Source organism: Pseudomonas sp. TREG-RG-20F-10-E-6-01 (genome assembly GCF_022662455.1).
Classification (GTDB): Bacteria; Pseudomonadota; Gammaproteobacteria; order Pseudomonadales; family Pseudomonadaceae; genus Aquipseudomonas.
On the sequence record NZ_JAKNQP010000016.1, the window covers coordinates 49,212 to 65,234 of the forward strand.

Here is a 16,023-nt window from a genome sequence, read left to right on the forward strand (position 1 = left end):
CCGTTTTGGGATGACTGCGGTTTTTGTCGGAAAGTTTCGCCGTTCCTACAGACGGTACGAGGTAAAGAATGTGGGCGCGGGCTGCCTGCGATAGCGGTAGGTCAGGCGATGAATGCGACGCTGGCATACCGCAATCGCGGCAAGCCCGCGCCCATATTGGATGTGTGGCGTGGCTGAATCAGTGCCCGACTACCGTGCGCGTCGAACTGTCGGCATACACCGGCCCCAACCGGTCCAGTCGGCCACTCCACGCCGTCAGTGCCAGGGCCACCAACACCACTGAGCCGCCGATCCACGCGGTGTGGATCAAGCCCATGTGCGCCACGATCAAGCCCCCGGCCCAGGCGCCGCCGGCGATTCCGAGGTTGAACGCCGCAATGTTCAAGCCCGACGCCACATCCACCGCCTGCGGGGTGTGACGTTCAGCCTGGCGCACCACGTACACCTGCAGGCCCGGCACATTGCCGAAGGCGACCGCGCCCCACACCAGCACGGTGGCCAGCGCCAGCCAGGGGTTGCTGGCGGTCAGGGTGAGGATGAACAGCACCGCCGCGAGCAGGGCGAAGATGATTTTCAACGCGCTGATCGGGCCGCGTTTATCGGCCAGCTTGCCGCCCCAGATATTCCCCACCGCCACCGAGATGCCGTACACCAGCAGCACCAGGCTGACGGTGCCGGCGCTGAAGCCGGAAATGTCCTGAAGGATCGGCGCCAGAAAGGTAAACGCGATGAACGAGCCGCCGTAGCCGATGGCGGTCATGGCGTACACAAGCAGCAAACGTGGCTGCTTGAGCACTTGCAGTTGTTGCAGCAACGAGGCGGGTTTGCGGTGGGCGATGCTGTTCGGCACATAGATCAGGCTGCCGACAAACGCGATCACCCCCAGGGCCGAGACAGCGAGGAACGTTTCCCGCCAGCCGAAGTGCTGGCCGATAAACGTGCCCAGCGGCACGCCGGTGACCAGTGCAACGGTCAAGCCGGTAAACATGATCGCAATCGCGCTGGCGGCTTTTTCCTTGGGCACCAGGCTGGTGGCGATGGTCGAGCCAATCGAGAAAAACACCCCGTGGGCCAGGCCGGTGACGATCCGCGCCAGCACCAGCGATTCATAACTCGGCGCCTGCCAGGCCAACAGGTTGCCGAGGGTAAACAGCACCATCAGCGACAACAGCAGCCCTTTGCGCGGCACCTTGCCGGTGAGGGCGGTGAGCACCGGCGCGCCAATGGCAACGCCCAAGGCGTACAGGCTGACCAGCAAGCCGGCGGACGGCAGGTCGACGCCCAGGTCGGCGCCGATGGTAGGTAACAGGCCAACGATGACGAACTCGGTCGTCCCGATGGCAAAAGCGCTGAGGGTCAGCGCGAGCAAGGCAATGGGCATGGCTGCAACTCCGATGGGTGTGATTCAGGAGCGCAGTGTCGGGATTTGGCCTGTGCGGAAAAAGACAGGGATCGGCATTTGATAGTTGACCGGGAGGCAAAGATGCCCAATGGCGGGGAACGATCAAGGCTCAAACCCGTCAGTTCCTTACAGACCCTGCTGATGGAGCCCGGTGTTTTGCTGAATTTAAAGACTGCATTACTGCTTGGTGCGCTGCTGCTGTGTGGCAATGGCGCGCTGCAAGCTGCTACGTCTGCGGCCGCCGCAGCGCCGGCCAAGCCTGCCGCAGCGGCTGAACCGGCCAAACCGGAGTTGCTGGTCGAGGGCGGCCTGTTGGGCGCCATCAGTTCCAGCATTGACGATGTACAAGACAAGCTCGACCTCAACCAGAACCTCATCGACGCCTGGCGCTTGCGTGCCGATCGCGCGGCGGATGAGGTGGGGCGCCTGGTCGACCAGACGGCTGAGCGCTCGCCGTGGAGCGTGGCCGGCGACTTCCTGCTGCTGTCCGGCGTCTGGGTTGGCGCCTTTGCGGTGTTGACCCTGCTGGGGCACTTTGTTGTGCAGCGCTTGAGTCGGCGGCATTTTGTCGAGCGACGCGAACGCTTGCTGGCAGTCTTGGGGTATGTGGTGCCCTACACTATCCCCGCGCTCATCTGTCTGCCGCTGACCCTCTACGTCAGCCACTTCCTGGCCTCGTCGGTGGGCCGCGCGCTGGCGCTGTGTTTTGCCTACGCCACCAGCAGCGGCATCTTTTCCACGTCGATGTTGCTGTGCGTGATCGTCATGTTCAATCTCGGCCACAAGCGCCCGGCCGTGCAGATCATTCGCAACTACTGCCCCAAGCCGCTGTTTCTGATCGGCTTCCTGGCCGCCCTCAGCGACGCGCTGACCAGCCCGCAGATCGCCCGGCAGTTGGGTGGCAATATCACCAGCAGCATCGCGGTTTTCACCGGCCTGTTCGCGGCGGTGATTTTCGGTGTATTGGTGGTGCGCCTGCGCCGGCCGGTGGCGCATTTGATCCGCAATCGGCCACTGGCCCAGCGCCTCAAACACCCTGCGCTGCAGCAATCGCTGCGAGTGTTTTCCGGGCTGTGGTACTGGCCGATTCTGTTGATGGTGCTGGTCTCGGCGATCAACCTGATCGGCGCTGGCGACGATAACCAGAAGGCGCTGCGCTGTGCGCTGTTCACCACGATTTTGCTGATCGGCACGGTGTTTCTCAGCACCGTGCTGCAACACCTGTTCAAGTCCCGCAGCCAGGTGGCGATCCAGCGCAGCAGCGCCTACAAGGAGCGCTTCCTGAGCCTGTTGCACGCGATCTTGCGCATCGCCATGGCCATCGCGTTTATCGAAATTCTGGGGCGTATCTGGGGCATCTCGCTGTTCGAATTTGCCCAGCGCAACTCGGTGGGCCGCGCGATCAGCGACTCCCTGAGCAGCATCGGCCTGATCCTGCTGATGACCTGGCTGTTCTGGGTGGTGCTCGACACCGCGATTCAGGAAGCGCTGAAACCGCCGGTCAATAAACGCTCCAGCCGTCAGCCGAGTACGCGGGTCAAAACCATCCTGCCGCTGCTGCGTAACGCGGTGAAAATCATCCTGGTGGTGATCTGCGCGATCACCACCATGGCCAACCTTGGCATCAACGTTGCGCCGCTGCTGGCCGGTGCCGGTGTGGTTGGTCTGGCCATCGGTTTTGGCTCGCAGCAATTGGTGCAGGACGTGATCACTGGCCTGTTCATTATCATCGAGGACACGCTGTCCATCGGCGATTGGGTCGTGCTCGACTCCGGCCACGCCGGTACCGTCGAAGGCCTGACCATCCGCACGTTGCGCCTGCGTGACGGCAAGGGTTTTGTGCACTCGGTGCCGTTCGGGCAGATCAAGGCGGTCACCAACCAGTCGCGGCAATTTGCCTATGCGTTCTTCTCGGTGCAGTTCACCTACGACACCGATGTGGACAAGGCCGTGGACCTGATCCGCGAGGCCGGGCAATCGATTCGCGATGACGTGTTCCTCAAGTACAACCTGCAAGGGCCGCTGGAGGTGTTTGGCGTCGACAAGATGGACCTCAACGGCGTGGTGCTGACCGCGCAATTCCGCACGGTGTCGGGCGGGCAATACGCGGTGAGCCGCGCGTTCAACCAGCGCTTGAAAAAGCTTGTGGATAACTGTGATGAGGTGCACTTCGCGCAAACTTATCCACAGCAGGTCTTGCTGCCCAAGCGCACGGCGCAGGTGGATGAGCCGGATGAGGAAGCGCCGGCTTCGGTGGTGTTGACGGAACAGCCCAGGCCTCAATAATTCGGGTGGCTGTGCGGGCCTCATCGCAGGCAAGCCAGCTCCCACAGTGGGGATGCGTTCCCATGTGGGAGCCGGGCTTGCCCGCGATGAGGCCGGTGAGGCCAATCCAGGTTTCAATGCCTGATCAACTTCTCCTGCACCGCCAACTGATCCACCTCCACCCATATCTGCTGCTTGCCGCCGACCATCACCGCCGCCGGCAGCCCGTCGCGGTACACCACCCGATTGCCACTCACCGCCGGCACTTTACTGCCCGGCAGCAGCGTGCCCTCCAGGTTCAGCGGATCAGCCCCGCACACCGCAATGAAGCTGCCGTCATGCGGCCGGCGGCGGACTTCGCGCAATGACGCAATTGCCTCCGGCAACGCAAACTGCTCGCCCGCCAGCCCACTGACGAACCGCCCGCCGCGGATCTCCCCGCGCGCTTCGAGCCGATGGAAAGTACGCAGCAATTCGCGCCAGCTCGGCAACCAATCCGCCTCACGCTCCAGCAACCGCCAGAACACCACGCCATAGCGGCGCAGCAAGGTCATCGCCACATGCTCCAGCGTCTCGGCCGAATGTGGCCCGGCGGCGCTCGGTGAACGGCGCAGCAAAGCCCAGCGCCCGGCGTCGTCCATGCCGCCGATAAACGCCCCGCGTCCGCGCCGGCTGCTGCGCGCCTGGCGTTTGCTGGCGGGTGTGGTCAGCGCGCGCAGGCCGGCGAAGCTGTCGGCATTCACCAGCCCTGCGCCCACCAGTTCCTGCAGCGCCGTCTCCAGTTCGCTGCGCAGCAGATGGGCTTCGTGCACCAGTTCGTCGAAAAACAGCGCGCCATGTTCACGCAGCGCCACGTGGACTTTCTGCGCCTTGGGCGACAGCGTGGTGCTGTCGGTCATCTCGGTCAGCCCGCTCCACAGCGGCACTTGGCTGCGCGGCAGCAACACCACCGGTGTGCTGCGCAGGGCCATCGCGCCAGCCTTGTTGCTCAGCCGCGTCCACACCAGCTTGCCGCTGCGGCACAAGTCATCGAGCCAGGTGGATGAGTAATCCTTCAGGCGCGCGCTGAGCAGGTCAGTGTCCCAGGCCGAGGTGGCGGCGGCGTAGCCTTCAAATTGCGCGACAATCTGCGGCAACATGGCGCTGCCCTGGCCGCGTGTGCCCTCGGACAGGTGCTGCCAATCGAACAGAAAGCGCATGAAATCCTGCAGCGCCACGGGCTCGATTTCCCGGCGCAGGCGCTTGACCGTGTAGCGATGAATGCGCGCGAGCAAATGCCGTTCGCACCACTGTTCTTCGCTGGCGCCAGGGCTGAAACGGCCGCGCAGCACGTAGCCTTCCTGCTCCAGGCGAGCGAGTGCCTGGGTTACGTCCGCCACCGGCAGGGCCAATGGCGCGGCGATCTCGATCAGGCTCAGCGGGCCGAACCCGCCGAGGCGGGCGCGCAGCACTTCGACCAGCGCATCATCAGTGGTCCAGGGTTCATCGAAGCCCGGCAGCAACGGCAAGTCGTTGGGATAGATAGCCTGCAAACAGCTCAAGCGTTCCACCGCCACCCACAGGCCATTGCTCAATGCATAGGCGCGCCCACCCTTGGCCAAGGCCTGCAGCCACTCGGCCCATTGCGGCGTGACCTCGTGAGTGGCAATGCAGGCCAGGCTCATCAGCGCTTCGTGCATTTCGTCCAGGCCATTGGGCGCCGGCCAGGCTTCCTCGCGCACGCCGGCGATGGCCTCGGCATCCAGCGCGCCGAGGTCGTCGGTGCTGTGCGGGTCGCTCCAGCGCCGGTTGAGCACGGCTTGGGTACGGCGTTCCTCCAAGGGGGCGTCGTCGAGAAAGGTGTAGGGGCGCGCGCTGAGAATTTCCGCGGCCATGGGCGAGGGCGCCGGCAGGTCACGGCTGATCAGCCGCACTTCGCCGCTTTCCATGCGCCGCAGCAGCGCCAGCCAGGCGTTGCTGTCCAGGGCGTCGTGCAGGCAGTCGTCGAGGGTCTGCTCCACCAAGGGGTGCTCGGGCACTTCGCGCTCGCCGGCGAGGTTTTCCAGGCAGGCGATCTGGTCGGGAAACACGTTGGCGATCAGGTCTTCGCTTTTCATGCGCTGGATCTGCGGCGCCACTTTGCGCCCGCCGGTATAACGCGGCAACGCCAGTGCCACACCGGCGTTCCAGCGCCAGCGCACGCCGAACAGCGGCGCGTCCAGCACAGCCTGGATCAGGACGTGCTCGGCGCTGTTGCTGTTCAGATACCGCCACACGTCATCCAGCTCGAAACTGTGGCTGGTCGACAGCGACAGCACGATTGCATTTTCACTGGCCGCCGCCTGCAATTCGACATTGAACGTGCGGCAAAAACGCTTGCGCAACGCCAGGCCCCAGGCGCGATTGATCCGGCTGCCAAACGGCGTGTGAATGATCAGTTGGGTGCCGCCGGACTCGTCGAAAAACCGCTCCATGATCAACGTGTCCTGGGACGGCAGCGCGCTCAGGGCCAGGCGTGCTCGGGCCAGGTAATCGAGGATCTGCTCGGCGCTGGTGTGGTTCAGGCCAAGGGTGCCGGTGAGCCAGTCGAGGGCCGCTTGCAAGTCGCCGGGCGTGGCGCTGAGCAGCGCGTCGAGCTGGCCTTGAAACCGCGCCACCGCCGCCGACAATTCGTTGCTGCGCCCCGGCGCCTCGCCCAGCCAGAACGGAATGGTCGGCGGCTGGCCATGGGCGTCCTCAACCCGCACCTTGCCGGCTTCGACCCGCAAAATTCTGTAGGACGTATTACCGAGCTGGAAGATATCCCCGGCGATGCTTTCCACCGCGAAGTCTTCGTTGACGCTGCCGATGTTCAGGCTCTGCGGCTCCAGCAGCACGCTGTAGTCGGCGTTGTCGGGGATGGTGCCGCCGCTGGTCACGGCGGTCAGCTTGGCGCCACGGCGGCCGCGCAGGGTGTGGGTCACGGCGTCGCGGTGCAGGTAGGCGCTACGGATGCCCTGGCGGCCGTTATAGCCCTCGGCGAGCATCTGCAACAGCGCCTGGTAATGGCGCTGATCCAGCGCGGCGTAGGGCGAGGCGCGGCGAATGAGATCGAGCAATGCGGGTTCCGACCATTCCTGGGCGCTGACTTCGGCGATGATCTGCTGGGCCAGTACATCCAGCGGCGCGACCGGAATCTGCAAGGTGTCCAGCTCACCCCGGCGCACGCAGTCGAGCAGGGCGGCGCACTCGATCAAGTCGTCGCGGGTGGTGGCGAACAGGCGCCCCTTGGGCGTGCCGCCGACCTGGTGCCCGGAACGGCCAACGCGTTGCAGGAAACCATTGATTGAGCCGGGCGAGCCGATCTGACACACCAGGTCGACGTCACCGATATCAATCCCCAGCTCCAGGGACGCAGTGGCGATCAGCACTTGCAACTCGCCGGCCTTGAGCCGTTGTTCGGCGTCCAGGCGCAGCTCTTTGGCCAGGCTGCCGTGGTGCGCGGCCACGGCGGTTTTGCCCAGGCGCTCGCTCAAGTGCCGCGCCAGGCGTTCGGCCAGGCGCCGGGTGTTGACGAAAATCAGCGTGGTGCGGTGTTCGCGCGCCAACTCGGCGAGGCGGTTGTAGACCAGTTCCCACACGTCGTTGGCCATGACCGCCGAGAGCGGCACCGGCGGCACTTCGATATCCAGGTCACGCGGGCGGGCGTGGCCGATATCGACAATTGCGCAGGGGCGGTCGGTGCCGACCAAAAAGCGCGACACCGCCTCGATGGGCTTTTGCGTGGCAGACAGGCCAATGCGGGTCAGCGGTTCGGCGCACAGGCCCTGCAGGCGTTCCAGGCTCAGGGCCATATGGCTGCCGCGTTTGCTGGCGGCGATGGCGTGGATTTCATCGACGATCACCGTGCGCGTGCTGGCGAGCATGTGCCGGCCGGAGTCCGAACCCAGCAGCACGTAGAGCGATTCCGGGGTGGTCACCAGAATATGCGGCGGGCGCTTGCGCATCTGTGCGCGGTCTTTTTGCGGGGTGTCGCCGGTGCGCACGGCGGTGCGGATCACCAAGGGCGGCAAGCCCATCGCCTGCAGCTGCGCGGTGATGCCGGTGAGCGGGTTTTGCAGGTTGATCTGGATGTCGTTGGACAATGCCTTGAGCGGCGAGACATACACCACCAGCGTCTCGTCCGGCAGTTGCCCGCCATTCGCCAGGCCTTGGTGCACCAGGTCATCCAGCACGGCGAGGAATGCCGTCAAGGTCTTGCCGGAACCGGTGGGCGCCGCGATCAGGGTGGAGCGGCGCTGGCGAATCAGCGGCCACGCCTGGGCCTGGGCGCTGGTCACCGAGGGGAAAGCGTTGCGGAACCAGGCGCTGACAGCGGGGTGAAAGCCGTTCAAGACCGTGTCCGTGGTTTCAGGAAGGTTCATACCCCTTATATGCAACCGGCGGTGCCAAGTTGCAAGCCCGCACTTTATCCGTGACGGTTGCGCTACAAACCCGCAAAATGCAACGATTCTGGAATAAACCTACGGCCGGCTTCATCCGCCTGCCGACAATAACCATCGTTCCAAACAGACCGGGCCTGCACACTCTATGCGAATGCGCCTTATGTTACTGGGCGGCGGGAATGCCCTCGGGCAAGCGCTGATTCGCCTCGGTGCAGAGGAAGACATCGGTTTCCTCGCACCCAAACCGCCCCAAGACGGCTGGGATGCCGCGAGCCTTACCCAATTGCTCGACGACACCCGTCCCGATGCGTTGATCAACCTCGCCTACTATTTCGACTGGTTTCAGGCCGAAGCGGTCAGCGAAACCCGTTTGGCCTCTCAGGAATTCGCCATCGAGCGCCTGGCCGAGCTGTGCCAGCACCACAACATTACCTTGCTGCAACCGTCCAGCTACCGCGTGTTCGATGGCTCCCGCGCCACCGCCTACAGCGAAAAAGACGAGCCGGTGCCCTTGGGCCTGCGTGGCCAGGCGTTGTGGCGCATCGAGCAAAGCGTGCGCGCTACCTGCCCGCAACATGTGCTGCTGCGTTTTGGTTGGCTGCTGGATGACAGCGTCGACGGCACCCTCGGGCGCTTTTTGGCGCGGGCCGAGAAGCCGGATGAGTTGCTGATGGCCGATGATCGCCGGGGTAACCCGACGCCCGTGGACGATGCCGCGCGGGTGATCATCTCGGTGCTCAAGCAACTTGATTGCGCGGCGCCGCTGTGGGGCACGTATCACTACGCCGGCCATGAGGCGACCACACCGTTGGCGCTCGGCCAGGCGATCCTTACCGAAGCGCGTAATTTCCACCCACTGGCGATCGAATCGCCTACCGCCCAGGCTCACGCGGCACGCCCGGATGCAGCAGATGAACCGCAACACGCGGTGCTGGCCTGCAAGAAAATCCTGCACACCTTCGGCATCAAGCCTCGGGCATGGCGGGCGGGGTTACCGGCGTTGCTGGATCGGTTCTACCGCCACAGCTGACACCGCACAAAACCAAAATGTGGGAGCAGGTTTTGTGTGGGAGTTGGCTTGCCTGCGATCGCATCACCTCGGTATCACTGATACACCGAGGTGTCTGCATCGCGGGCAAGCCCGACTCCCACACAAGCCTGCTCCCACAGGGGTTATGCAGTGTTAGTTGAACCGGATTTAGAACTTGTAGCCGATACCCACCATGTAAACCATCGGGTCAACGTCCACATTGACCTTGGCACGTGTGCCCTGGCCCAGCGCATTGTTGTCCACGGTGGCCTTGGTGCTGATGTCGATGTAGCGCGCCTGGGCGTTGATCATCCACTTGTCGTTGATCATGTAGTCGGCGCCGATCTGCGCGGCCCAGCCCCAGGAGTTTTCGGCCTTGAAGTTGCTGAAACCGGCTTGTTCGGCGCGGCTGCTGACGTGCTCGTCGTAGATCCAGGTGTAGTTGATACCGGCGCCCACGTACGGCTGAAAGGCGGATTTGCTATCCATCGGGTAGTACACGACGCTCAGGGTTGGCGGCAGGTGCTTGAGGGTGCCGAGCTTGCCGTTGGCGGCGCCGAGGGCGGTGTTCTTGATCTTCACATCGTGCTCGAACGGCGTGGCCGCCAGCAGTTCGATACCGACGTGGTTGGTCAGCATGTAGGCGAAGTTCAAACCCAGTTGGGTGTCGCTGCTCATGGTCGCCTTGCCGCCCAGGTTGGTGCCCGTCAATGGGCCCTGATCAACCTTCACATGGCCACTTTCAGCTTCCGGATTCACGGTAATTGCACCGGCGCGAATCAGAATGTCGCCCGCTTCGTGAGCGTGTGCGACCGGGGCGGCGAGGGCGAGCGCGAAGAGGGACGCGCCGAGCAGAGACTTGTTCATGGGAGCTCCAAAAGGACGTTAAAATTTGTACGTCCAATGGTAAAGATCGTTCCGTTCGATCCTTTGACTCAGCTCAATGAAAGGACGATCAGCCCCTATTCCTGCAGCTCGTAGACATAAATCTTGTCCGCATCCATTTGATAACCGGCGTCGGCCAGTTCGCTGGATGACGGCTTGACCTGCATCGCGCCTTCGATCCAATACGGCTGATACAACTCATCGAGTTTCACCCCGACTTCGCTTTTCACATGCACGATCTGGTTCGACGGCGGCGGCGGTACATGGATGCACGCGCCGAAATACGGCACCAGCAAAAACTCGGTGGTGCGGCCTTCTTCGCTGACTTCCAGCGGCACGATGTAACCCGGCAAGCGGATGTGCTTACCGTCCAGGCTTTGCACCACCGGCGCGTTGGGCAAGTCTTGCTTGGCGGCCGGCGCCGACTCGACCGACAGCGCGTCGGCCATGTTCGACAGGTCGTGCAGCGGTTTCATGTTGGGGATTTCCGGCGGCGCGTCCGGCGGGATCATCTCCTGCCATGACAGATCCTTCGGCTGGTCTTCGGCCCAGATGGGCACTGCCACCAACATCAACATTGCAAACAGGGCACGACGCATCGAAGCCTTCCTCATAAACGTATGGACAGGCCATCGGCCAGTGATTGTCGATAGGCGCGCCACGCGGGCACGCTGCCCATCAACAGCGCCGCGGCGAGAATGCCGGCGAGCAAGGTCCATTCATATTCGCTCGGCCATGACATCGGCAGGTCCAGCCCGTAATTGGCCTGCAAATACCCGCGCGAGGCGGCGATGCACAGGTACAGCAGACCAACGCCCGCCACCACGCCAGACAGCGCCAGGGCGAAGGCTTCAAAGATCAGCAGCGTTGCGATATGCCACGGCCGCGCGCCCACCGAGCGCAAAATGGCCATTTCGCGGCGGCGCTCGTTGAGGCTGGTGAGGATCGCCGTGAGCATGCCGATCAAACCGGTCAGCACCACGAACAGCGAGATCACGAACAGCGCTTTTTCGGCGGTGCCCATCATGCTCCACAACTCTTGCAGGGCCACGCCTGGCAATATCGCCAGCATCGGCTCGCCGCGAAATTCATTGATTTCGCGCTGCAGGGCGAAGGTGGAAATCTTGTTGTTCAGGCCGAGCATGAACGCGGTGATGGCCTGTGGCGTGAGGTCCATGTTGCGCGCCTGATTGGCGCTGATGCGGCCTTTGCCCTGGGCCGGCACGCCGTTGTGCCAGTCGATGTGAATGGCTTCCATGCCACCGAGGCTGATGTGCAGCGTGCGGTCCACCGGCGTGCCGGTACGTTTCAAAATGCCGACCACGGTGAACGGTTTGTCATCGTGTTTGACCAGGCTGACCACCGCGACACCATGGGCCAGCACCAGCTTGTCGCCCAGCTTGTAATGCAGCGCCTCGGCGACTTCGGCGCCGAGCACCACTTCAAACGGGTCGGTGGCAAAGGCGCGGCCGCTGGCCAGTTCGAGGTTCTGTTTGCGGCCGTACTGGTAGTGCTCGAAGTAGGATTGGTTGGTGCCCATCACCCGATAGCCGCGGTGCGAGTCGCCGAGGGAAATCGGGATCGCCCATTTCACCTGCGGGCTGGCGGCGAAGTGCTCGTAGCTGTCCCAACGGATGTTGTTGGTGGCGTTGCCGATACGGAACACCGAGTACAGCAGCAAGTTGACCGAGCCCGAACGCGCGCCGACGATCAGGTCGGTGCCGCTGATGGTACTGGCAAAACTGTTGCGCGCCTCAACCCGCACGCGCTCCACCGCGAGCAACAAACAGACTGACAGCGCGATGGCAAAGGCGGTGAGGATCGCGGTAAAGCGGCGGTTAGCCAGGCTGGCCATGGCTAGACGAAACAAATACATCTCAAACCTCTGCGGGCGTGGCGGCGCGATTGAGTTCGGCCAGCGACAGGTGGCGGTCGAACAGCGGCGCGAGGCTCTGGTCATGGCTGACAAACAGCAAGCTGGCGCCAGCGTCGCGGCATTCGGCGAACAGCAACTGAATGAAAGCCTCGCGGGCGTCGTAGTCCAGCGCCGAGGTGGGCTCGTCGGCGATCACCAGTTCCGGTTGGCCGATCAGCGCGCGGGCGGCGGCGACGCGTTGTTGTTGGCCGATAGACAGTGAGTCGGCGCGGCGCTCAAGCAGGTTGTTGTCGTTGAGGCCCAAATGCGCGAGTAAGGTCGCGGCGGCCTGGTCGACGCTGCCGTGGCGCTGAACCGCGCGTTGCGCGCGCAGCTTGGAAAAGTGGCAAGGCAGCTCGACGTTCTCGCGCACCGACAGAAACGGCAGCAGGTTGAATTGCTGGAAGATGTAGCCGGTGTGGTCCACGCGAAAGCGGTCGCGGGCGCCGGCCGAGAGTTCGGTCAGCTCCTGGCCGAGCAGGCGGATGCTGCCCCGGCTGGGTTTCTGCACGCCGCCGAGCAGGCCGAGCAGCGTGGTTTTGCCGCTGCCGCTCGGGCCTTTGAGAAACAGGGTTTCGCCGGCTTGCAGGCTAAACGCTGGGATGTCCAGCAACTGTGGGTGACCGGGCCAGTTGAAGCCCAGGTCAGACAGTTCGATCAGTGCTTGGGTCATGTGAAATCAATATCGCCTGGTTGTGGAGCGTGGCGCCGATCCAATGTGGGAGCTGGCTTGCCTGCGATGACGGCGGCACATTCAATATGGATGTGTCTGTTATACCGCTATCGCAGGCAAGCCAACTCCCACATTGACCGTGTTTCAAATCAGAACTTCAGGGTGGCTGCGGTGGCCGTTGCTTCCACACCTTGCTGGCCGCTTGGGCCGATCAGTTGTACCTGAATCTTCTGAGTGGCGGGGAAGGTCTTGAACACCTGGGTCAGGTCGAGGTTGCTCAAGGCCGTCGGCGTGGCGCAGGTGAACTGGTAGTGGGCGTGGATTTCACTGTGGTCATGATGATGTTCGTGGGCGGCTGCGCCTTTGCCGTCGGTGGCGTGGTCATCGTCGTCGTCATCATGATCGGCTTCAGGCTTGTCGCCGAACAACGGGCTGTTGAGTTCCTGGGTGCTGATCACACAACCGGCCGGCTTGGGCAGGTTGAACAGGGCCAACGGGTTTTCCAGCTGTTTGCGCACTGCAGCGACTTTGGCTTTGTCGGCCGGCGTGCTGGCCTGGTGTTCAAAACCCACGAGGTTCATGGCCGGGCTGTCAAATTCCAGCTCAAGCGCCTGACCGTCGAGTACCGCATTGAGACGGCCGACGCCATGCTCGTGGGCGCCGAGGCTGCCGTGCTCATGTTCGTGATCATCGTGAGCATGGGCAACTGCCAGTGGCAGCAGGGCAAACGGCAAAGCAAGCAGCAGACGGCGCATGAGAAGGCTCCAGAACATGAAAGTTTTGTTATGTGATCTTATAACAATAGTGACAGAGTTTGACCGCCCGCTTGGCGTTGCGCAAGCCGCGTGGGAGCATGCCCGTCAGAAAAAAGTGCAGGAGTAGGGACGATGTTGCGAATTCGTGGAACGGTCGGCGACGTGCCGGTGGACTTGACCCTGGAGCTGGACGACGGCGATTGGGCGCGCTTGGGCGCCCAGTTGCAGGCCGCGCCTACACCGAGCGCGTCCGCTGCCGCGCCGGTCAAACACAATGATGATCTGTGGCAGAACGCCCAAGACCTGTTGCGCAAGGCCGGGCAACTCAACGGGCTGGAACTGCTCGATCAGCTGGAAGGCTTGGCCGGTGACGCCGCATCAGGCAAGCGTCTGCTGGTGCGCTTGCGCCATAACGCCAAGGTGAAAGTGACCAGCGGCGGGGATACGCCGCTGTACAGCTGGATCGGCGATTAGTACAGCGCAGCAAACAACTTGCGGCGGTACGCGGTGACCAGCGGGTGGTCATTGCCGAGCAGTTCAAACACCTGCAGCAAGGTCTTGTGCGGCAAGCCTTCGCTGTAGCTGCGGTTGCGGATAAACAGCTTGAGCAAGCCTTCCAGCGCCGCGTCGTATTGCTGACGTGCCAGCTGCTGAATCGCCAGCTGATAGGCCGCCTCATCATCCTGCGGGTTTTGCGCCAGACGGCTTTTCAAGTCGGCGGCGTCCGGCAGCTCGGCGGCCTGGCGCAGGAAGGTGATTTGCGCCTTGGCGCCGGCGAGGGCGGCTTTGTGGTCATCGCTTTTCACGGCGTCGAGCACGGCCTGGGCTTCGCCCAGTTCACCGCGCTCGGCCAGGCAGCGCGCGTACAGGATCAGCGCTCCGGCGTTGGTGTTGTCTTCGCCCAGCATCGTCACCAGGACCGCTTCGGCATCGCTGATGCGGCCTTCGGCAAACAGCGCCTGGGCCTGCTCCAGCGGATCAGCCGCCGCCGGTGGTGGCATCTGCACGTGCGGCTCCAGCATTGCGCGCACCGCCGACTCCGGCTGCGCGCCGGCAAACCCGTCCACCGGCTGGCCGTCCTTGAACAGCACCACGGTGGGCAGGCTCTGAATGCCAAAACGCGCGACGATATCCTGCTCAGCCTCGCAATCGACCTTGGCCAGCAGCAACTCACCCTGATAACTCTCGGCAATTTTCGCCAGCATTGGCATCAACGCTTTGCACGGCGCGCACCACTCCGCCCAGAAATCCACCAGCACGGGTTTCTCGAAGGAGTTCTGGATCACTGCCTGGTCGAAGTTGGCGGTGGTGACGTCGAAGATGTACGGCGTGGGCTCACTCATGGGGCGTCTCGAATAAAGCGGGAATGGGGCAACTATAAGGTGATGGAGTCCAGATCGCTATCGCGGGCAAGCCGCTCCCACACTTGACCGCGTTCCCTTGTGGGAGCGGGCGTGCCCGCGATGGCCTCAAGCGCGCCGCGAATGGTACAGGCTCACCTTGCGAAACTCCCAAGGCTCGGCCAGGTCTGGCAGGGTCAGTGCCTCAAGGATTTCCAGGCGTTGATAAGCCGGGTGCTGGAAGTCGCGCACGCGCGAATCTGCTACCAGTGCTTCACGGCCGCGCGTCAGGAAATGGTCGAGCAGCGGCAGGTTGGCGCGGTCGTAAAGCACGTCGGCCACCAGGATCAGGTCGAAGCGATCGGCTTCGGCGAAAAAGTCGGCTGAATAACCTAGGGTCACACCGTTGAGTTCGGCATTCGCCCTGCAGGATGCCAACGCCAGCGGGTCTAAATCACACGCGACCACTTCCAGCGCGCCCGCCTTGACGGCGGCAATCCCGGCCACGCCAGAGCCTGCGCCAAAATCCAGCACGCGCTTGCCGGCAACCCACTCGGGGTGCGCCGCCAGGTAGCGCGCCAGCGCCAGACCGCTGGCCCAGCAGAAACTCCAATAGGGCGGCTCATGCAGGATGCGCCGGGTTTCTACGGGGCTGAAGGCGCGGTCCATATTGTCCGCGTCCAGCAGCCACAACGACAGCTCGGTGCCCGGCAGCGGGCAGGGCACCAGTTGCGCGTCGCCGATCAGCTCGCTCAGGGCGCGTTGCAGGTCCAGCGGTGGCGTCATGGCGCCGGGACGAGTTGCAGCGGGCCGGTGGCCTGGGTAATTGCCTGGGTGATGCGCACGGCGGGCAGGTGCAGGATCAACTGGCCGGACTGGCTGGCGCGACCGCGCAATTCAACCCGCGCACCGGCCGGGAAGGCTTCCGGGTTAAAACGCAGGCGGAACGCCAGGGGCTTGCCATTGCCGGTCAACACGCTGCTGGCGAGCAGCTGTTGCGGGCGGTTGCGCTCGTCAATCACCAGCAGGGCCAGTTCGACTTCGGCGTTGGCCGGCACGCCGTTGAGGGTGCCGTTGATTTCGCGCTGGTAAGCCGGCAACGGGCCGAGGTCTTCAATGCCGGGCACTTTTTTCTCTTGGGCGGGCGTCGGTTGAGGCGCCGAAGGCTTGGGGGCTTCGCTGCTGCAGGCGACCAGAAAACTGAACAGGGCGAGTAAAACAAGTGGTCGTAACTGCATGTACGGCTCCAGAAAGGGCAAAATCCGTGGCTTTAAAATAAAGAAACATATAAGCCTGCCTATATACCGTAAAGGCTATGGCTTGTCTTGCCACAGGGATGCGCTACCATGGCCCTC

13 protein-coding genes are annotated in these 16,023 nt (G+C 63.3%); 3 read left to right on the forward strand and 10 right to left on the reverse strand.

Annotated elements, in window-relative coordinates; all coding sequences use genetic code 11:
- Nucleotides 1-178: 178 nt before the first annotated feature.
- Entirely contained in the window at nt 179-1,381 is a 1,203-nt protein-coding gene (locus tag L8K08_RS27525; RefSeq protein ID WP_242201329.1) for an MFS transporter, read from the reverse strand.
- 177 nt (nt 1,382-1,558) lie between these two features.
- Here L8K08_RS27525 and L8K08_RS27530 point away from each other — a divergent pair, with 177 nt between their 5' ends.
- A complete protein-coding gene (locus L8K08_RS27530; RefSeq protein WP_242201331.1) occupies nt 1,559-3,688 on the forward strand; it encodes a mechanosensitive ion channel domain-containing protein in 2,130 nt (709 codons plus the stop codon).
- A gap of 113 nt (nt 3,689-3,801) precedes the next feature.
- Here the strand turns inward: L8K08_RS27530 and L8K08_RS27535 are convergent, their stop codons facing one another.
- Nucleotides 3,802-8,049 carry a DEAD/DEAH box helicase gene (locus L8K08_RS27535; RefSeq protein ID WP_242201332.1) on the reverse strand — a complete coding sequence of 1,416 codons (4,248 nt, stop codon included), beginning with the start codon at nt 8,047-8,049 and terminating at the stop codon, nt 3,802-3,804.
- A 166-nt stretch (nt 8,050-8,215) separates the two neighbouring features.
- On the opposite strand from L8K08_RS27535, the gene L8K08_RS27540 reads away from it, so the two are divergent.
- Nucleotides 8,216-9,100, forward strand: a complete 885-nt coding sequence (locus tag L8K08_RS27540) for a sugar nucleotide-binding protein (RefSeq protein ID WP_145162653.1) — start codon at nt 8,216-8,218, stop codon at nt 9,098-9,100.
- Nucleotides 9,101-9,268: 168 nt separating this feature from the next.
- Here the strand turns inward: L8K08_RS27540 and L8K08_RS27545 are convergent, their stop codons facing one another.
- The 5 genes from L8K08_RS27545 to L8K08_RS27565 form a co-directional block, all read right to left on the reverse strand.
- Nucleotides 9,269-9,967: an OmpW family outer membrane protein gene (locus L8K08_RS27545; protein WP_242201334.1), complete on the reverse strand. Its 699-nt coding sequence runs from the start codon at nt 9,965-9,967 to the stop codon at nt 9,269-9,271.
- 95 nt (nt 9,968-10,062) lie between these two features.
- Nucleotides 10,063-10,584 carry a DUF3299 domain-containing protein gene (locus L8K08_RS27550; protein WP_242201336.1) on the reverse strand — a complete coding sequence of 174 codons (522 nt, stop codon included), beginning with the start codon at nt 10,582-10,584 and terminating at the stop codon, nt 10,063-10,065.
- 11 nt (nt 10,585-10,595) lie between these two features.
- A complete protein-coding gene (locus L8K08_RS27555) occupies nt 10,596-11,861 on the reverse strand; it encodes an ABC transporter permease (protein WP_242201342.1) in 1,266 nt (421 codons plus the stop codon).
- A 1-nt stretch (nt 11,862) separates the two neighbouring features.
- Nucleotides 11,863-12,573 carry an ABC transporter ATP-binding protein gene (locus tag L8K08_RS27560; RefSeq protein ID WP_145162641.1) on the reverse strand — a complete coding sequence of 237 codons (711 nt, stop codon included), beginning with the start codon at nt 12,571-12,573 and terminating at the stop codon, nt 11,863-11,865.
- Between the two features lie 149 nt (nt 12,574-12,722).
- Nucleotides 12,723-13,328: a DUF2796 domain-containing protein gene (locus L8K08_RS27565; RefSeq protein WP_242201343.1), complete on the reverse strand. Its 606-nt coding sequence runs from the start codon at nt 13,326-13,328 to the stop codon at nt 12,723-12,725.
- Between the two features lie 132 nt (nt 13,329-13,460).
- Between L8K08_RS27565 and L8K08_RS27570 the strand changes: the two genes are divergently transcribed.
- Nucleotides 13,461-13,802 carry a hypothetical protein gene (locus L8K08_RS27570; RefSeq protein WP_242201345.1) on the forward strand — a complete coding sequence of 114 codons (342 nt, stop codon included), beginning with the start codon at nt 13,461-13,463 and terminating at the stop codon, nt 13,800-13,802.
- Here L8K08_RS27570 and trxA read toward each other — a convergent pair.
- The 3 genes from trxA to L8K08_RS27585 form a co-directional block, all read right to left on the reverse strand.
- A complete protein-coding gene (gene trxA, locus L8K08_RS27575) occupies nt 13,799-14,671 on the reverse strand; it encodes a thioredoxin (protein WP_145162632.1) in 873 nt (290 codons plus the stop codon). The two genes, L8K08_RS27570 and trxA, sit on opposite strands and share 4 nt — an antisense overlap.
- Nucleotides 14,672-14,797: 126 nt before the next feature.
- Nucleotides 14,798-15,454 (reverse strand): 50S ribosomal protein L11 methyltransferase, encoded by a 657-nt coding sequence (locus L8K08_RS27580; RefSeq protein WP_242201347.1) that lies wholly within the window; start codon nt 15,452-15,454, stop codon nt 14,798-14,800.
- The gene (locus L8K08_RS27585; protein WP_145162626.1) at nt 15,451-15,906 is read right to left on the reverse strand and encodes a YbaY family lipoprotein; all 456 of its coding nucleotides are present in this window, start codon (nt 15,904-15,906) and stop codon (nt 15,451-15,453) included. Before L8K08_RS27585 ends, L8K08_RS27580 begins: the two co-directional genes overlap by 4 nt.
- Nucleotides 15,907-16,023 lie beyond the last annotated feature (117 nt).